Genomic DNA, 15,922 nt, shown 5'->3' on the forward strand with positions numbered 1-15,922 from the left:
AAAATAAAAGCATTCAGATCAAGATTTAGAGGCGTTAGAAATGTAGAATTCTTCCTTTTCAGGCTAACCAATATTTATGCTTAATTTTTGCTTCTCCACAGGTTTTAGGATTGATCCCCTATTTCAGCACGGAACATCCAAAACAAAAAAACCGTCTCGATACATCGAGACGGTTTTTTTAACCTTGAATTAAATTTAATATTGCCTTTTTTTTAATAAAAACAAAAAACCATCTAAAAGTATTAGATGGTTTTATTAAAGAGCCGGCGGAGGGACTCGAACCCACGACCTGCTGATTACAAATCAGCTGCTCTAGCCAACTGAGCTACGCTGGCGACTCATTACGGGTGCAAATATAAGTCTGAATTTCTATTTTCCAAAACAAATTCAAACTTTTTTTGCATTTTTTTTTACTACAATTCGTTGATTTTAGCAATCAATTGATTAGCAGTTTGTTCCAATTCAACATTGATTTGTTTGAAGTGTGCTTTTTTATCTTCTACCTTTTTTGCGTTCACTTTAGTGATTAATGCATCAAAAGCAGCGATAGCTTCATCAATTAAATCATTAGTTTCTGTTGTTGGTTTTCCTGTTGTAGAAATTTCGAACAAGTAAACTGCTTCAATAATATCTCCTAAAACGTAGTTGATGTCTTTCTTTAAATTCTTAACGTTTGCCATTTTTATTTTTTTAAAATTTGAATTTTAATTTGCGTCTGCAAAAGTACACATAATCTTTCTATTACCGACTATGAAATGTAAATTTCTAAAATTGAAGCTTTTCCATTGAGAATGAATGCATTCATCATAGCAGAAATCAAAATAGTATCTCCTTTTTTATATTGTAATTTTGAATTGTCATACTCAATTTCAAATGTTCCCTCCACACACATATATACAGTAAACGTTTTTCCGGATTTAGATACAGTAATTTCATCTTGTAGCGGAATAAAATTAGTCGTAAAATAAGGACAGCCATAAAATAGAAAACGCTTGTAATACAATTTTACAATCTATGATACTAATCTTTTAATAGTTTCAAGTGCTTTAGGCATGTGCTTAGTGGCCAAGACACTATCAAAAACCATTTGAATAATTCCATTTTTATCAACTACATAGGTCACTCTTCCAGGAAGTAATCCAAACATTCGAGAGTGAACACCAAAAAGTTTTTTGATTTTTTTATCAGGGTCTGACAAAAGAAGAAAAGGCAATTTATAATGTTTGGTAAATTCTTGATGGGAAGCTACACTATCGTTGCTGACACCGATTACTTCAGCGCCTAAATTCTTGAAATCTTCGTATTGATCTCTAAAGCTACAGGCTTGGGCAGTACAGCCCGGGGTATTGTCTTTTGGATAAAAGTATATGACAAGAGGCTTTAATCCAACTACTTTTTTGCTATCAAAATCATTGCCGTCGGTATCTTTTGCTTCAAAATTCGGGATTTTATCTCCCACTTTTAAGTCCATTATTCCCCTTTATAGGTTACAAAATTACGAGGTGTTTCATAAAGAACAACTTCCAATTCAAATTCTGGTTTGATTTTTTTTCTGATTTTATTCCAAATAACTACTACAATATTTTCGGCAGTAGGATTTAAATCATGAAACTCTGCAACATCAAGATTAAGATTTTTATGATCAAACTGATCTTCAACTTCTTCTTTAATGATTTCGCTCAAGAATTTCACATCCATGACAAATCCAGTTTCAGGGTCAATTTTTCCGGTTACACTAACAATCAATTCATAATTGTGTCCGTGATAATTAGGGTTATTACATTTGCCAAAAACTGCATCATTTTGTTCGAAAGTCCAGTCTTTTCTATACAATCTATGTGCCGCATTGAAATGGGCTTTTCTGGATATCGTTACTTTCATATTAGTTTAGGGTATTTATCTTCAGCTACGCTCAGAATTACAATTAAATTTTAATCTATTTCAGATACCGTAGTCTGAAATTTTACAACTGCAACCTTATACTTTATGTTCTTCCAGAAAGTGATAAAACTCATCGAAGATTATTTTGAACCAAACGGTATATAGTTCGGGATTAATTTCCATGTCAACTCTTACATCTTCAATAGTCATCCATTTCCAATCTTCAACTTCCTCTCTATTTATTTCTGGATTATCATTATAATATCCTATCATAACATGATCTAATTCATGCTCGGTCAATCCATTGTCAAAAGGGGCTTTGTATATAAAATGAAAAAGCTCTTTGAGTTCTGTTTTAAAACCCATTTCTTCAAATAATCTACGACTTCCAGCTTGAATATTGGATTCTCCTTCTCGTTGATGACTGCAGCAGGTATTCGTCCATAACAAAGGAGAATGATATTTTTGATGGGCTCGTTGTTGCAACATCAATTCGTTTTTACTGTTTAAAATAAAAACAGAAAACGCACGATGTAAAACTGCTTTTTCATGTGCTTCTAACTTAGGCATCAGCCCTATTTGCTCATCATTTTCGTTAACTAATATTACGTTTTCTTCTTTCATGGGTATTTTTAGCATTACAAAAATACAAAAAAGAAAATTATCGAATAGGGCTTTAACGTTCTGTTTCGATTTGTTGAAGCGGAATTACTTTGGAGTAATCCAAATAAAACACAAAGTCATCGATTTAAATATTCTTTTGTATTTTTATATTCAAATACAAATATCATAATGCACAACATCACAATCCGAAAAGCACATCCTAACGATTTAAAGAAACTCCTTGAATTTGAACAAGGAATTATTACTGCCGAACGTCCTTTTGACCTCACTTTAAAAGAAGGAAAAATTCATTATTATGACATTGAGAAAATGATTTCGGCATCTCATATTGAAGTATTGGTAGCCGAAAGCGATTCGGAAATAATTGGTTCCGGATATGCACGATTAGAAGCTGCGAAGCCTTATTTGAATTATGAAACCTATGCCTATTTAGGGTTCATGTACACGGATCCTAATCACAGAGGGAAAGGGGTGAATTCCAGAATTATCGAAGCACTCAAAGATTGGTGTCGTTCTAAGGATATATTCGAACTCCGATTAGATGTTTATAATGACAATGCTTCGGCAATTAAAGCCTATGAAAAAGTAGGATTCAAAAAACACTTGATAAATATGAGAATGGGTTTGTAGCATTACACTTTTATTAATTACAAATCCAAAAGTGATTTTTTTTCGTAAATAACAATAGTTAAAACTTACTTAAATCGCTATTAATTTGTAAAGTAGGCGACATATAATGATTCAGAACCGCTTTACATTTGTAGTATAAAAACAAAATTATGAAATCGCCATGATTCAAAAATCACAATTAATAACGGAGAATGGCGATACCATATTCCTATAAAAAACAAATATTATCTACATATGAAAACAACAACCCGTTTTTTAAGCGTATTATTTTTACTCCCACTATTCATGTTTACAGCCTGTGGGCAAAATACAAGTAAACTAAACAATACTAAAAAAACTACTAGTATGGAAAATCCAATCAATAAACCTGGAAATCCGTATTATTCCAATACGGATACGACAAAACTGAACCTTACAGATGCCGAATGGAAAAAAGTACTACCTGAAGATGTTTATGAAGTAATGCGACATGCCGATACTGAAAGACCATTTACAGGAAAATACTGGAACACGGATGAAAAAGGAACTTATTATTGTGCTGCTTGTGGGAATAAATTATTTCGTTCCGGTGCAAAATTTGCCAGCAGTTGTGGTTGGCCCAGTTTTTTTGAACAAGACAATAAAAACAGTGTCGTTTATAAAACCGACAATTCACTTGGAATGGAAAGAATTGAAGCCCTTTGTGGCAGATGTGGTGGTCATTTAGGACATCTTTTTGATGATGGACCGGCACCTACCGGAAAAAGATATTGCATGAATTCTATAGCACTTGACTTTATACCTGATACTAAATAATATGAAAAATCTATTTTTGATTTGTTTACTGACATCATTAAGTATGTTGGGACAAAATAACAGTACCGGAAAAGCCCCAAAACAATCCAATTTCGAAACCATCACTTTAGCGGGCGGTTGTTACTGGTGTGTAGAAGCCGTTTATGAGAATCTGAACGGAGTAAAATCAGCAATATCTGGATTTGCAGGCGGTAAGATGATGAATCCATCATATGAGGATGTTTCTACTGGAAGAACAGGCTATGCCGAAGCGGTACAAATTACCTACGATAAAAATGTAACGAATCTAGACGAAATTTTTAAAGTCTTTTTTACGGTTCATGACCCTACAACCTTAAACCGTCAAGGCGCTGATGCCGGGACACAATACCGTTCTGCTATTTTCTATAAAAATGAAGAACAAAAAACAGCGGCACAAGCTATCATTAATGCTTTGAAAAAAGCTAAAATATATGACAGCCCTATAGTAACAACATTGGAACCGCTGACCAAGTTTTACAAAGCTGAAGATTACCATCAAAATTATTATGCAAATAATAAAAGCCAACCGTATTGTCAAATGGTGATTCAACCCAAAATAGAAAAATTTGAAAAGCTATTTAAAGATCGATTGAAAAAGAAAAAATAGAAATTATGACAAAACCGTCTCCTTATAAAGAGGCGGTTTTTTTATAATAATCTTGCATAACAACTTGATTTTTTGTTCTAAATTTCATATATTTATACTGATTATTAAACAATTATAAATAATCTATCATGTTTAACGGACATCATTTTTGGGGAATGCATATGTTATGGTGGGTATTCTGGATCGTCATTTTAATATGGGTATTTGTAACTCCTTATAGCATCCCAGGTCAGCGAACAAAAAACGACACTCCATTGGATATTCTAAAAAAAAGATTTGCCAAAGGAGAAATTACGCAAGAAGAATTCGACGAAAAAAAGAAATTTCTTGATCAGAATTAACAACAATCTTTTACCCAGATACTTTCCACACACTCAAACTAGCAATCAAAAAGCTACACGCTGTATTTCATTTGGCTAGCTTTTGTAACAAAAAATTAAACAAAAAAAGGCTTTCAAACCCTACAAACTTATTTTTCCGAAAGACAGAAAAAATAAGAAACTTCAAGTGGAGGCATCTTTACTTTAAAATATAAAAGGAATTATTATACAAACCCACTAGCTGCAATACGTTTTTGATAATAATTTTCTAGTTCTCGATATAATTTTCTATCAAAAATCACTCGAACCAACGTTTTGAATAATTACACCCAACTGGTTAAGTATATCTATATAGCTATGCTAAAAAAATTATAATTCACGTTCTTTGCATACTCTAATGAGTACATAAAACTTAAAAAATGAAAGCACTTACTTTTTCAACATTTGGCAATTCAGATGTTTTAGAATATATTGAAATCCCAACTCCAACATTAAAACAAGATGAAATACTGATCGAAATGAGAGCCATCGGTTTAAATTTTGCAGATGTTTACAGACGAAAAGGAAATTATCATCTAAAAGGAAACCCTCCCTTTGTTGCAGGCTATGAAGGTTCCGGAGTGGTTGTAGATACAAACAACAACCCTGATTTTAAAATTGGAGACCGAGTTGCATTTGCCGATGTTCCTTTTGCAAATGCTGAGTTTGTGGCTATTCCCGTTTCGAATGCGATACCGTTACCGGAAACCATTTCTTTTGAAACAGCTGCGACAATATTGTTACAAGGATTAACAGCACATTATTTAGCCACAGACAGTCACAAAACTAAAATTGGAGAAATGGTCCTTATTCATGCTTCGGCAGGGGGAGTTGGGCAATTTTTGACACAAATAAGTAAATTACTAGGAGCCAAAGTAATTGGTTTAACCTCATCAAAAGAAAAAGCGGAGATTGCGCTACAAAATGGTGCTGATAAAGTATTCTTATATTCCGAAGATTGGAAATCACAAGTTTTATCTTTTTGTCCAAACGGAGTAGATGTAGTTTATGACAGTATCGGCAGTACTCTAAGTGATAGTTTTGAAGTGACTAAAAATTGTGGCCAAGTAGTCTTTTTTGGTATGGCAGGCGGTGATCCTGATTTTGTCAATCCAAGAATGTTGATGGATACATCCAAAACATTGACCGGTGGCGACTTATGGAGTTATTTAACTTCTAAAGAAGAGCGCATCGAAAGAGCGCATCAATTATTTAATTGGATTAATAGCAATCAAATTACTATTGCCGAACCAACTGTTTTCAAACTTTCAGAAGGCAAGAAAGCCCATGATTATCTGGAAAGTAGAAAAAGTACTGGAAAAATCATATTGATTCCTTAACGCATTTTGTACAGTCGAATACAGTCAATACTTTATCTCGACTACACTCGATGAAGCACCATTACTACTTTTTTAGTAAGAAAACGACATACCATCTAGACCTCGATTAATTTTTCGAGGTTTTTTATTTGTTCAAAATCGCCCCAATCATCAACGCGCATTTCTCACCATCAATAGCGGCAGAAATAATTCCGCCGGCATAACCCGCTCCTTCTCCACATGGATACAACCCTTTTATTTGAAGGTGCTCATAAGTCAATGGATCTCTGGGAATACGCACTGGTGATGAAGTACGGCTTTCTGGCGCATGAAGTACGGCTTCATTAGTCAAATAACCGCGCATGGATTTCCCAAATTCAGAGAACCCTTCTCGCAATATTTGTGTTAAAAATCCAGGAAAAACCTGCCCCATTTCTACTGAAGTCGTTCCGGGAACATAAGACGTTTTCGGAATATCCGATGAAACTTTATTTTGGGTAAAATCAATCATGCGTTGTGCAGGAACTTTTTGGGTTTCCCCCGCCAAATGCCAAGCTTTTTGTTCAATGCTTTTTTGAAATTCCATTCCGGCCAAAGGACCAAATTTAGCAAAAGGTTTGAAATCTTCGAGTTTTAATTCGATTACTATTCCTGAATTGGCAGTAGCCTGATCACGTTTAGATGGAGACCAACCATTCGTAACCACTTCACCCGGACTCGTCGCACAAGGCGCAATCACACCACCGGGGCACATACAAAACGAATACATTCCCCTACCTCCTACTTGTTTTACAATAGAATAAGGTGCTGGAGGTAAATGTTCGCCACGAAAATCACAACTGTATTGAATACTGTCAATTAAGGATTGTGGATGCTCAGCTCTTACGCCCAAGGCAAAAGATTTGGCTTCAATAAAAATTTCCTTTCTGTCCAATAATTCAAAAATATCACGGGCAGAATGTCCTGTGGCCAAAATGAGTTTGTTAGCAAGAATCGTATCTCCTTTTTGAGTAACGATACCTTGCACTTCATTGTTTTTTACTAAAATATCAGTCAATCGGGTTTCAAACAAAACCTGTCCACCGCATTCAATGATTTTCTCCCGAATATCCTGAATAATTTGAGGCAATTTATTCGTTCCAATATGCGGATGCGCTTCAATCAAAATATCCTCTGAAGCTCCAAAAGCGACAAATAACTCCAGAATTCTAGTTACATCACCACGTTTTTTAGAACGGGTGTATAATTTTCCGTCCGAATAGGTTCCTGCACCGCCTTCGCCAAAACAATAATTAGAATCCTCGTTCACAAGATGGTCTACATTGATGGCTTTCAAATCCCTACGTCTGCCACGTACCTCTTTTCCACGCTCAATAACGATAGGCTTCAAACCCAATTCTATCAATTGCAAAGCAGCAAAAAGCCCGGCAGGTCCGGCACCTACTACGATTACTTCGGGAGCTGCAGCCACATATTTATAATCGGGAAGTTGGAATTTATGTTCTTGAAAAGGTTCTCCTTTCAAATAAATAGCCACTTTCAAATTGATTTTTATCGCTTTTTGACGCGCATCAATCGAACGTTTTAAAATAGAAACATGCTGAATTTCATTTGCAGAAACTTTAATTTGTTTCGACAAATGGTCTTTTAGCAACGATTCATTCGCAGCAATTTCCGGTGTTACTTGTAATAATAGTTCTTGAGGCATTTTTTATTTTGAAAATTTATGGAAATAGTTTGTAAATATCATCTCTTTTTGCAAATCTTCCTAAACTTAAAACTTCACCATCATAGTAAAAACCAAGCCTATATTTACCGATTCTTAATCTATATGCTTCTGAAAATCCCCGCATTTTTTTGATGTTGGAAAATCCATTTAGATTTTCAGCATTCTCAAAATCTACTATTACCTGAATAAGCTCTTTTTTCAAAGTTGCATCCGTAATTTTCTGTAAATCTTTAGAAAATAATTTACTAAATAGAACTATCAAGATTTTAAAATTTTCATAATTTCTTCTCTTGAAACTAAATCCTCTCTATCTACTTCTTGCATCATCATCATTAATCCCAGATCTTCTTTTTCTTCATCTGTCAAATTATTGAAACGCTCTTTTTCTTTGCTTTTAACATAAGTATGCACCGCATTTTCTATTAATGCCTTTACGCTTAGATGCTCAAAAACGGAAAGCATTTTTAATTTGGTCAATGTAGTCTGGTCTAAATCAATTAATTTTCTCATTAGATATATATTTTATACAAATATATATTATATATACAATATATACAAAGCTTATTAACTTAAACTTTGTAACTTTGCCACTTAGAACCTTTTATACCTCCTACAAAATGTCTAGAAAAATAAAACTGATTTGGGATTTCCGTGGACCTGCTGCTGCAAAAACGGCGGAGCATCACGAAATTCATTTGAGAGAATATATCGCTATTGAAAAATTGCCATTAAATATCACTGGTTTTGAAATTCAAGGCGAAATGCAAGCCATCGCTTTTATGGTAGTAACCGATGAAAACATGATTCAGGTACGGGATGCATTGAAACCCCATCGAGGAGAACTTTTTGAATAGTTGACAGTCTCAGTTTGCAGTCACAGTGATTAGTGTTCAACTTACAGTATTCAGTCTCCGTTTGTAATCCAGCAGCAAATTTCAACCTCAGTAACAGGTTTCAGTTACTGCTGTTTATCACAATTTTCAGCGCAGTTGACAGTATGAAGCCTGAAAACTGCGACTGCAAACTGAAAACTTTAATTCGCCACTTCGCTGATAAATTTTATACGCATCAGTCGCAATTCATCAATATCATAATCGCCTTCAAATTCTTTGAGTGCGGCTTCTATATTATCCGACTCGGATTCCATAAAATAATCATGAATTTCTTCTTGTTGATCATCGTCAAGCATGTCGTCAATCCAATATTTTATGTTCAGCTTGGTTCCGGAATAAACAATTTGCTCCATTTCTTTTATTAAATCATCCATCTTTAACCCTTTTGCGGAAGCAATATCATCAAGGGATAATTTCCTGTCGATATTCTGAATGATGTAGAGTTTATTTACTGAATTGACTCCGGTGGATTTAACCACTAAATCCTCCGGACGAATAATATCGTTATCTTCTACATATCGGCTAATTAATTCTAAGAATTCCTTTCCGTATTTTTTTGCCTTCCCTTCCCCAACGCCATGGATATTAATCAATTCTTCTTGGGAGACCGGGTATTTCAAAGCCATGTCTTCGAGGGATGGATCTTGAAAAACCACAAAGGGAGGAACACCCAATTTCTTGGCTACTTTTTTACGTAAATCCCGCAACATACCCATCAATAATTCATCGGCAGTTCCGGTAGATTTTGCAGCTGTTACAATAGCTTCATCCTCAGATTCATTGTATTCATGATCTTCAGACATCATGAAGGATTCTCGGTTTTTAATAAAATCCAATCCTTTCTCAGTAATTTTTACGATTCCATAGGTCTCTATGTCTTTCGATAAAAATCCTGCCACAAGAACTTGTCTAAGCAATGCCATCCAATATTTCTCGTCATGATCAGCCCCAGAACCAAAGAAAGATTGAGAATCTGTTCTATGTGCTTTTATAACTGCATTGACACGACCAATCAACGTAAAAACAACTTCTTTTGATTTATATAAATGCTTCGTATCCCGCACTACTTCCAATAGTTTCACCACTTGATCTATGGCTTCCACTTTTGTTTTCGGGTTTCTGATATTGTCATCCATATCAGCCCCTTCTCCATTAACATCATCAAATTCTTCTCCGAAATAATGCAGTAGAAATCTCCTTCTGGACATCGAAGTTTCGGCATAAGCCACCACTTCTTGTAATAAAGCAAACCCTATTTCCTGCTCGGCAACGGGTTTCCCAGACATGAATTTTTCTAATTTCTCCACATCCTTATAGGAATAATAGGCTAAACAATGCCCTTCGCCACCGTCACGACCGGCACGACCGGTTTCCTGATAATAACTTTCCAATGATTTAGGAATATCGTGGTGAATGACAAAACGAACATCCGGTTTATCAATTCCCATTCCAAAAGCGATGGTTGCCACCACCACATCAACATCTTCCATGAGGAACATATCCTGATGCTTGGCTCGGGTTTTAGCATCTAATCCCGCATGGTAAGGAACTGCACTTATTCCGTTTACCTGCAAAACTTCGGCAATAGCCTCCACTTTTTTGCGACTTAAGCAATAAATAATTCCTGATTTGCCTTTATGTTGTTTTATAAACCGAATAATATCCGATTCAATATTTTTAGTTTTGGTACGTACTTCATAATATAAATTAGGTCTGTTGAAAGATGCTTTAAAAGTAGTCGCATCTGTCATATCTAAATTTTTCAGAATATCTTCCTGCACTTTTGGCGTAGCCGTAGCGGTCAAGCCAATGATAGGCACATCTCCTAATTGCTTAATGATGTGTTTTAAGTTTCTGTATTCCGGTCTAAAATCATGACCCCATTCTGAAATGCAATGCGCTTCATCGATAGCCACAAAAGAAATGGGAACCGTTTGAAGAAAAGCAACATACTCTTCTTTGGTCAAAGATTCTGGAGCAACATATAATAATTTGGTTAAACCGGAAGTAATATCCTTTTTAACTTGAGCAATTTCGGTTTTGGTGAGGGAAGAGTTTAAAACGTGGGCAACACCATTTTCCGAAGATAAACTTCGAATGGCGTCCACTTGATTTTTCATCAAAGCGATTAAAGGCGAAACCACTATGGCAGTTCCTTCTTGAATTAAAGCGGGCAATTGGTAACAGAGTGACTTCCCACCTCCTGTAGGCATAATCACAAATGTGTTTTGCTTATTGAGCAGGCTTTTAATAACTTGTTCTTGCAATCCCTTAAATTGGCTGAAGCCAAAATATTTTTTTAATTCTTTGTGGATATCAATTTCGTTTAAATTCATTCTTGATTATATGGTATTTTGTATAAATTTGCATCACATAAAGATACTAAATTCTTTTAAACATACAAATTTTAACCATTCTGTTTTGATAACAAAAGAAAATATATTGGCAAGTGCCAAAAAAACTATTCTATCTGAAAGTGAAGCAATTGCCAAACTAACTGAATATCTTGATGAAAACTTCATCGAAGCTACTCAAAGTATCTACAATTCCAAAGGGAGATTAGTGGTCACAGGCATTGGAAAAAGCGCCATTATTGCCCAAAAAATGGTAGCCACTTTTAATTCTACCGGAACACCTTCGCTATTCCTTCATGCCTCAGAAGCAATTCATGGCGATTTAGGAATGGTTCAAAACGAAGATATAATTATTTGCATTTCAAAAAGTGGCAACAGCCCTGAAATAAAAGTTTTAGTACCGCTTTTAAAACGTTTCGGCAATACCCTGATCGCAATCACGGGAAACATGACCTCTTTTCTGTCCAAAGGCTCTGATTTTGTTTTGAACACTACTGTAAATACAGAGGCTTGTCCTAACAATCTGGCTCCTACTAATAGTACAACAGCACAATTAGTCATGGGCGATGCAATTGCGGTTTGCCTTATGGAAATGCGCGATTTCAAACCAGAAGATTTTGCGGTGTACCATCCGGGTGGTGCTTTAGGTAAAAAATTATTGTTGCGCGTGAAAGACATGTTGGAACATACTTTGAAACCAATGGTCACTCCTGATGCCTCTATAAAGAAAGTAATTTTCGAAATTTCAGAGAAACGACTTGGTGTAACAGCCGTTGTGGATCAAGATAAAGTAATTGGAATTATTACTGACGGCGACATTCGAAGAATGCTAAATGACCGTGATTCATTTGCTGATTTGACCGCCAAAGACATTATGACTAAAAACCCAAAACTAATAGCATCTACGGCAATGGTTGCTGATGCATTGAATATTCTGGAAGACTTTTCCATTACACAATTAGTGGTGGTAGACAATGGCGAGTACAAAGGCGTATTACATTTACACGATATTTTAAAAGAAGGAATAGTATAATGGCAAAGAAAGACTTAAACGAAATGTCGTTTTTAGATCATCTTGAAGAATTAAGATGGTTATTGGTTCGAAGTACAATGGCAGTAATAATAATGGCTTTTCTTACGTATTTCATAAGTGATTACCTATTTGACATCATCATATTTGGACCTACAAGACCAACCTTTATAACCTATACTTTTTTTTGTGATTTATCGCACGCTTTAGGTTTTGCAGATAGTATTTGCATCACTGAAATGCCTTTTATCATTCAAAATACGGAAATGGAAGGCCAGGTAAATATGTTTGTCTGGATGTGTCTTTTGGCCGGTTTCATCTTAAGTTTTCCTTATATTTTATTTGAAATATGGAAATTTATAAGTCCTGCTTTGTATGAAAAAGAAAGAAAAAATGCTAAAATATTTATATTCATTTCCTCACTACTTTTCTTTTTAGGGGTTTTATTTGGCTATTATGTAGTGATTCCAATGTCAGTCAATTTCTTGGCGACATTTACGGTAAGTGATATTGTAAAGAACCAATTTACTTTGGATTCCTATTTAGGCATGGTAAAAACATCAGTATTAGCAAGTGGAATATTTTTTGAAATGCCAATAATCATCTATTTCTTAACAAAACTAGGTCTGGTAACACCCACATTTTTAAGAAAATACTGGAAATATGCCGTAATCATAATACTTATTGTTGCCGCAATAGTTACCCCGCCTGACGTGGTTAGTCAAACCATTGTTGCTATCCCTATGTTATTAATCTACGAATTAAGCATCTTAATTTCAAAACTAGTAGTAAGAAATCAAAAAAAAGCAAATGGCTGATATAATACAAGAATTCAACGAATACCGTTCTAAAATGAACGAAAAATTATTGGCTGACAATAACAAAATTGTAAAACGTATTTTCAATTTGGACACCAATGCGTATGCCGCAGGAGCCTTAGATGTTAAAACAAAAGAGTTACTGGGATTAGTGGCTTCGGCAGTTTTACGTTGTGATGATTGCGTAAAATACCATTTGGAAACCAGCTATAAAGAAGGTGTAACCAAAGAAGAAATGATGGAAGCAATGGGAATTGCTACGCTTGTTGGTGGAACTATTGTTGTACCTCATTTGCGCAGAGCATACGAATTCTGGGAAGCATTGGAAGAAAACGCTGTGAAATAATTGTTAAGAAGCAAAATCGTTTAATTGTTTATTCGTTTATTTGAACGATTAAACAGTTAAACAATCAAACGATTAAACTAAAAAAAATGAAATTAAGAGCCGAAAATCTTATAAAAACCTATAAAGGTCGTAGTGTGGTAAAAGGCATTTCGGTAGAGGTGAATCAAGGTGAAATCGTAGGGCTTTTGGGGCCTAATGGTGCCGGAAAAACAACTTCGTTTTATATGATTGTAGGATTGGTTAAACCAAATTCAGGCAATATATTTCTGGATGATTTGAATATCACCGATTATCCTATGTACAAAAGAGCACAACAGGGAATTGGTTATTTAGCACAAGAAGCTTCCGTTTTTAGAAAACTAAGTATCGAAGACAATATACTGAGCGTCCTTCAATTAACAAAACTATCCAAAGCCGAACAAGAAGCTAAAATGGAAAGTTTAATTGAGGAATTTAGCTTAGAACACATTCGAACCAATCGCGGTGATTTACTTTCTGGTGGAGAACGCCGCCGTACTGAAATTGCACGTTGTCTTGCTACCGACCCAAAATTCATATTACTGGATGAACCTTTTGCTGGTGTCGATCCGGTTGCAGTTGAGGACATTCAAAGAATTGTCGCGCAATTAAAAAATAAAAATATTGGTATTCTTATCACCGACCATAATGTACAGGAAACATTAGCTATTACGGACAAGACCTATCTGATGTTTGAAGGTGGAATCCTAAAAGCTGGTATTCCGGAAGAATTAGTGGAAGATGAAATGGTACGAAGAGTGTATTTGGGTCAAAATTTCGAGTTAAGAAAGAAGAAATTGGAGTTTTAAAAAAGTATTCAGTCACAGTATTCAGTTAACAGATAGCAGATGACAGATATTGAGAAACAATCATTTTCAGAAACTTACATCGCAAAAAATCTATATCTTTGTTTTTATGTATTTAATAACCCAAAATAAAGAAATAATCAAAAAATTATGTGAAACACATAATGTTGAAAAATTATATCTTTTTGGCTCAGCTACTACAACAAAATTTAATGAAGAAAGTGATATAGATTTTTTAGTAAAATTTAAATCTTTTGATCTTAAACTATACTTTATAAATTATATTGATCTTAAAAATAAACTCAAAAATTTACTGCACAGAGAAATTGATTTAGTGGAAGAGCAAACTTTAAAAAACCCCTATTTAATTAGTTCCATTGAAGAAAATAAAGAATTAATTTATGGATAAAAAAATCCTAAAATGGCTTTATGATGTTAAAGTATCAATTGATGAGATAAACAGTTATTTTATTGACGAAAGAATGGATTTTTTTGAATACAGAAAAAACTTAATGCGAAAAAGAGCTGTAGAAAGAAATCTTGAAATAATTGGAGAAGCCATAAATAGAATATTAAAAACTGATAATTCTTATACTTCAAAAATTACTGATGCTATTGCAATTGTTGGATTAAGAAACCAAGTTATTCATGCTTATGATAACATATCAGATGAAACTATTTGGGCAATAATCACTAATCATTTACCAAAGTTAAAAATCGAAATCGATAAATTATTAAAAGGCAACTAAAAGCCTTAAATTGGCAACATTTCGAAGCCTAATTACTGTAAACTGAACACTGTAAACTGCGACTGAACACTAAATACTACTCCACAGTAATATACCGCAACTGTTCTACATCACCATTGTAAATATTGACATCAACATTTCCTTTTATACCTGGAATCGATGCTTTCTCTGTGAATTGCCAGAACAACCAATCGTCATCCATTTCTTCCCTGTAAAAATTATAATTAGCAATCCAAAAAAGATAATTACTGAATTCATCTTTCAAAAAATCATCGTAATATTTTTCCCCGGTATAAATAATAGGTTTTACCCCATAATGCAATTCCACCGCTTTTAACCATCGCTTCAATCCAGTTTTCAGGCTATCGAGAGACTGATTTTTCGGCAGTTTTTCAATATCCAATATAGGCGGTAAATCCCCTTTTTGAAGTCTCACTGTTTTTATGAAAAGCGCTGCCTGCTCAAGTGAATTTTCGTTAGGGCGGTAATAATGATAAGCGCCCCGAATCATTTTATTTTCTTTGGCACCAAGCCAATTCCGATTGTACTGACGATCTTTCCGATCCTTTCCTACTGTGGCTCGAATAAATACAAAATGTAAGGGGTATTTTTTTTCTAAAGTGTCTACATAAGACCAACTGATTTTTCCCTGATATTCAGAAACGTCTAAACCGATGCTTTTCTCTTCGTTTTTTTCTAAAACCTGAAAATTTCGAACATCGGAAATACGCTTACCCTCGGCTTCTTTGCTTAGTATTTTATTCGATTTAAAACTAAAATAATAGGCTAAACCATTCCGATAATGATACCCAACCCCAAGAACAAGCACCATAAAAAAAGCAATAACAGAAAAACGCACGAGCTTTCCAGAGAAAATTGAGATTTTCTTTTTGGATTTACGAATTCTTGTCGTTTGTCGTCGGACCAGCTTTTTTCTCATTCA

Annotated in this window: 22 protein-coding genes and 1 tRNA gene; 12 read left to right on the top strand and 11 right to left on the bottom strand. The window is 34.6% G+C overall.

Features of this window, described 5'->3' with window-relative positions; all coding sequences use genetic code 11:
• Positions 1 to 261 precede the first annotated feature (261 nt).
• The 6 genes from ACM55H_RS09655 to idi form a co-directional block, all read right to left on the bottom strand.
• Positions 262 to 335: transfer RNA gene (locus ACM55H_RS09655), tRNA-Thr, on the bottom strand.
• 78 nt (positions 336 to 413) lie between these two features.
• Positions 414 to 680, bottom strand: coding sequence for a hypothetical protein (locus ACM55H_RS09660; protein WP_029286506.1), 267 nt, complete (start codon positions 678 to 680; stop codon positions 414 to 416).
• A 68-nt stretch (positions 681 to 748) separates the two neighbouring features.
• Entirely contained in the window at positions 749 to 1,003 is a 255-nt protein-coding gene (locus ACM55H_RS09665; protein WP_416836303.1) for a hypothetical protein, read from the bottom strand.
• A 9-nt stretch (positions 1,004 to 1,012) separates the two neighbouring features.
• Positions 1,013 to 1,471, bottom strand: a complete 459-nt coding sequence (locus ACM55H_RS09670) for a peroxiredoxin (RefSeq protein WP_416836304.1) — start codon at positions 1,469 to 1,471, stop codon at positions 1,013 to 1,015.
• Positions 1,471 to 1,881, bottom strand: a complete 411-nt coding sequence (locus ACM55H_RS09675) for a 6-pyruvoyl trahydropterin synthase family protein (protein WP_416836305.1) — start codon at positions 1,879 to 1,881, stop codon at positions 1,471 to 1,473. The genes ACM55H_RS09670 and ACM55H_RS09675 overlap by 1 nt, the downstream gene beginning before the upstream one ends.
• A 96-nt stretch (positions 1,882 to 1,977) precedes the next feature.
• A complete protein-coding gene (idi, locus tag ACM55H_RS09680) occupies positions 1,978 to 2,505 on the bottom strand; it encodes an isopentenyl-diphosphate Delta-isomerase (RefSeq protein WP_416836306.1) in 528 nt (175 codons plus the stop codon).
• Positions 2,506 to 2,673: 168 nt separating this feature from the next.
• Between idi and ACM55H_RS09685 the strand changes: the two genes are divergently transcribed.
• The 5 genes from ACM55H_RS09685 to ACM55H_RS09705 all read left to right on the top strand — a co-directional run bounded on the left by ACM55H_RS09685 (position 2,674) and on the right by ACM55H_RS09705 (position 6,257).
• A complete protein-coding gene (locus ACM55H_RS09685; RefSeq protein WP_416836307.1) occupies positions 2,674 to 3,135 on the top strand; it encodes a GNAT family N-acetyltransferase in 462 nt (153 codons plus the stop codon).
• A gap of 345 nt (positions 3,136 to 3,480) precedes the next feature.
• Complete coding sequence (gene msrB, locus ACM55H_RS09690; RefSeq protein WP_416836308.1) at positions 3,481 to 3,930, top strand: peptide-methionine (R)-S-oxide reductase MsrB; 450 nt, start codon at positions 3,481 to 3,483, stop codon at positions 3,928 to 3,930.
• Between the two features lies 1 nt (position 3,931).
• Positions 3,932 to 4,558 carry a peptide-methionine (S)-S-oxide reductase MsrA gene (gene msrA / locus ACM55H_RS09695; protein ID WP_416836309.1) on the top strand — a complete coding sequence of 209 codons (627 nt, stop codon included), beginning with the start codon at positions 3,932 to 3,934 and terminating at the stop codon, positions 4,556 to 4,558.
• 128 nt (positions 4,559 to 4,686) lie between these two features.
• Positions 4,687 to 4,899 (top strand): SHOCT domain-containing protein, encoded by a 213-nt coding sequence (locus tag ACM55H_RS09700; RefSeq protein ID WP_416836310.1) that lies wholly within the window; start codon positions 4,687 to 4,689, stop codon positions 4,897 to 4,899.
• A 398-nt stretch (positions 4,900 to 5,297) separates the two neighbouring features.
• Entirely contained in the window at positions 5,298 to 6,257 is a 960-nt protein-coding gene (locus ACM55H_RS09705) for a quinone oxidoreductase family protein (RefSeq protein WP_416836311.1), read from the top strand.
• A gap of 124 nt (positions 6,258 to 6,381) precedes the next feature.
• Here ACM55H_RS09705 and ACM55H_RS09710 read toward each other — a convergent pair whose 3' ends face one another.
• The 3 genes from ACM55H_RS09710 to ACM55H_RS09720 are packed head-to-tail and all read right to left on the bottom strand — an operon-like array spanning position 6,382 to position 8,475.
• A complete protein-coding gene (locus ACM55H_RS09710) occupies positions 6,382 to 7,944 on the bottom strand; it encodes an NAD(P)/FAD-dependent oxidoreductase (RefSeq protein ID WP_416836312.1) in 1,563 nt (520 codons plus the stop codon).
• A 16-nt stretch (positions 7,945 to 7,960) separates the two neighbouring features.
• The gene (locus ACM55H_RS09715) at positions 7,961 to 8,227 is read right to left on the bottom strand and encodes a type II toxin-antitoxin system RelE family toxin (RefSeq protein WP_416836313.1); all 267 of its coding nucleotides are present in this window, start codon (positions 8,225 to 8,227) and stop codon (positions 7,961 to 7,963) included.
• Entirely contained in the window at positions 8,224 to 8,475 is a 252-nt protein-coding gene (locus ACM55H_RS09720; RefSeq protein ID WP_416836315.1) for a hypothetical protein, read from the bottom strand. Before ACM55H_RS09720 ends, ACM55H_RS09715 begins: the two co-directional genes overlap by 4 nt.
• A gap of 107 nt (positions 8,476 to 8,582) precedes the next feature.
• On the opposite strand from ACM55H_RS09720, the gene ACM55H_RS09725 reads away from it, so the two are divergent.
• Positions 8,583 to 8,819 carry a hypothetical protein gene (locus ACM55H_RS09725; protein WP_416836316.1) on the top strand — a complete coding sequence of 79 codons (237 nt, stop codon included), beginning with the start codon at positions 8,583 to 8,585 and terminating at the stop codon, positions 8,817 to 8,819.
• 179 nt (positions 8,820 to 8,998) lie between these two features.
• On the opposite strand, the gene recQ is transcribed toward ACM55H_RS09725, so the two are convergent.
• Positions 8,999 to 11,194: a DNA helicase RecQ gene (recQ, locus tag ACM55H_RS09730; RefSeq protein WP_416836317.1), complete on the bottom strand. Its 2,196-nt coding sequence runs from the start codon at positions 11,192 to 11,194 to the stop codon at positions 8,999 to 9,001.
• 85 nt (positions 11,195 to 11,279) lie between these two features.
• Between recQ and ACM55H_RS09735 the strand changes: the two genes are divergently transcribed.
• From ACM55H_RS09735 to ACM55H_RS09760, 6 genes are all read left to right on the top strand, one after another.
• A complete protein-coding gene (locus ACM55H_RS09735; RefSeq protein WP_416836318.1) occupies positions 11,280 to 12,245 on the top strand; it encodes a KpsF/GutQ family sugar-phosphate isomerase in 966 nt (321 codons plus the stop codon).
• A complete protein-coding gene (tatC, locus tag ACM55H_RS09740; RefSeq protein ID WP_416836319.1) occupies positions 12,245 to 13,060 on the top strand; it encodes a twin-arginine translocase subunit TatC in 816 nt (271 codons plus the stop codon). The genes ACM55H_RS09735 and tatC overlap by 1 nt, the downstream gene beginning before the upstream one ends.
• The gene (locus tag ACM55H_RS09745; RefSeq protein ID WP_416836320.1) at positions 13,053 to 13,406 is read left to right on the top strand and encodes a carboxymuconolactone decarboxylase family protein; all 354 of its coding nucleotides are present in this window, start codon (positions 13,053 to 13,055) and stop codon (positions 13,404 to 13,406) included. Before tatC ends, ACM55H_RS09745 begins: the two co-directional genes overlap by 8 nt.
• Before the next feature lie 86 nt (positions 13,407 to 13,492).
• Positions 13,493 to 14,233: an LPS export ABC transporter ATP-binding protein gene (lptB, locus tag ACM55H_RS09750; RefSeq protein WP_035667905.1), complete on the top strand. Its 741-nt coding sequence runs from the start codon at positions 13,493 to 13,495 to the stop codon at positions 14,231 to 14,233.
• Between the two features lie 106 nt (positions 14,234 to 14,339).
• On the top strand, positions 14,340 to 14,639 hold the full coding sequence (locus tag ACM55H_RS09755) for a nucleotidyltransferase family protein (RefSeq protein WP_416836321.1): 300 nt from the start codon (positions 14,340 to 14,342) through the stop codon (positions 14,637 to 14,639).
• Positions 14,632 to 14,979, top strand: coding sequence for a HepT-like ribonuclease domain-containing protein (locus ACM55H_RS09760; protein ID WP_416836322.1), 348 nt, complete (start codon positions 14,632 to 14,634; stop codon positions 14,977 to 14,979). The genes ACM55H_RS09755 and ACM55H_RS09760 overlap by 8 nt, the downstream gene beginning before the upstream one ends.
• Before the next feature lie 76 nt (positions 14,980 to 15,055).
• On the opposite strand, the gene ACM55H_RS09765 is transcribed toward ACM55H_RS09760, so the two are convergent.
• Positions 15,056 to 15,919, bottom strand: a complete 864-nt coding sequence (locus ACM55H_RS09765; protein ID WP_416836323.1) for a glycoside hydrolase family 25 protein — start codon at positions 15,917 to 15,919, stop codon at positions 15,056 to 15,058.
• Positions 15,920 to 15,922: the final 3 nt, after the last annotated feature.

This window comes from Flavobacterium cryoconiti (assembly GCF_048158645.1).
In the GTDB taxonomy this organism is placed as follows: domain Bacteria; phylum Bacteroidota; class Bacteroidia; order Flavobacteriales; family Flavobacteriaceae; genus Flavobacterium; species Flavobacterium cryoconiti.

Excerpts from the sequence above, each read along its gene's own strand:
- ACM55H_RS09685 (WP_416836307.1), top strand. The coding sequence starts at position 2,674 with ATGCACAACATCACAATCCGAAAAGCACATCCTAACGATTTAAAGAAA.
- ACM55H_RS09720 (WP_416836315.1), bottom strand. The coding sequence starts at position 8,475 with ATGAGAAAATTAATTGATTTAGACCAGACTACATTGACCAAATTAAAA.
- ACM55H_RS09700 (WP_416836310.1), top strand. The coding sequence starts at position 4,687 with ATGTTTAACGGACATCATTTTTGGGGAATGCATATGTTATGGTGGGTA.
- ACM55H_RS09755 (WP_416836321.1), top strand. The coding sequence starts at position 14,340 with ATGTATTTAATAACCCAAAATAAAGAAATAATCAAAAAATTATGTGAA.
- ACM55H_RS09675 (WP_416836305.1), bottom strand. The coding sequence starts at position 1,881 with ATGAAAGTAACGATATCCAGAAAAGCCCATTTCAATGCGGCACATAGA.
- ACM55H_RS09670 (WP_416836304.1), bottom strand. The coding sequence starts at position 1,471 with ATGGACTTAAAAGTGGGAGATAAAATCCCGAATTTTGAAGCAAAAGAT.
- tatC (WP_416836319.1), top strand. The coding sequence starts at position 12,245 with ATGGCAAAGAAAGACTTAAACGAAATGTCGTTTTTAGATCATCTTGAA.
- msrA (WP_416836309.1), top strand. The coding sequence starts at position 3,932 with ATGAAAAATCTATTTTTGATTTGTTTACTGACATCATTAAGTATGTTG.
- ACM55H_RS09765 (WP_416836323.1), bottom strand. The coding sequence starts at position 15,919 with ATGAGAAAAAAGCTGGTCCGACGACAAACGACAAGAATTCGTAAATCC.
- ACM55H_RS09705 (WP_416836311.1), top strand. The coding sequence starts at position 5,298 with ATGAAAGCACTTACTTTTTCAACATTTGGCAATTCAGATGTTTTAGAA.
- ACM55H_RS09725 (WP_416836316.1), top strand. The coding sequence starts at position 8,583 with ATGTCTAGAAAAATAAAACTGATTTGGGATTTCCGTGGACCTGCTGCT.
- lptB (WP_035667905.1), top strand. The coding sequence starts at position 13,493 with ATGAAATTAAGAGCCGAAAATCTTATAAAAACCTATAAAGGTCGTAGT.
- ACM55H_RS09660 (WP_029286506.1), bottom strand. The coding sequence starts at position 680 with ATGGCAAACGTTAAGAATTTAAAGAAAGACATCAACTACGTTTTAGGA.
- ACM55H_RS09745 (WP_416836320.1), top strand. The coding sequence starts at position 13,053 with ATGGCTGATATAATACAAGAATTCAACGAATACCGTTCTAAAATGAAC.
- idi (WP_416836306.1), bottom strand. The coding sequence starts at position 2,505 with ATGAAAGAAGAAAACGTAATATTAGTTAACGAAAATGATGAGCAAATA.
- ACM55H_RS09760 (WP_416836322.1), top strand. The coding sequence starts at position 14,632 with ATGGATAAAAAAATCCTAAAATGGCTTTATGATGTTAAAGTATCAATT.
- recQ (WP_416836317.1), bottom strand. The coding sequence starts at position 11,194 with ATGAATTTAAACGAAATTGATATCCACAAAGAATTAAAAAAATATTTT.
- msrB (WP_416836308.1), top strand. The coding sequence starts at position 3,481 with ATGGAAAATCCAATCAATAAACCTGGAAATCCGTATTATTCCAATACG.
- ACM55H_RS09710 (WP_416836312.1), bottom strand. The coding sequence starts at position 7,944 with ATGCCTCAAGAACTATTATTACAAGTAACACCGGAAATTGCTGCGAAT.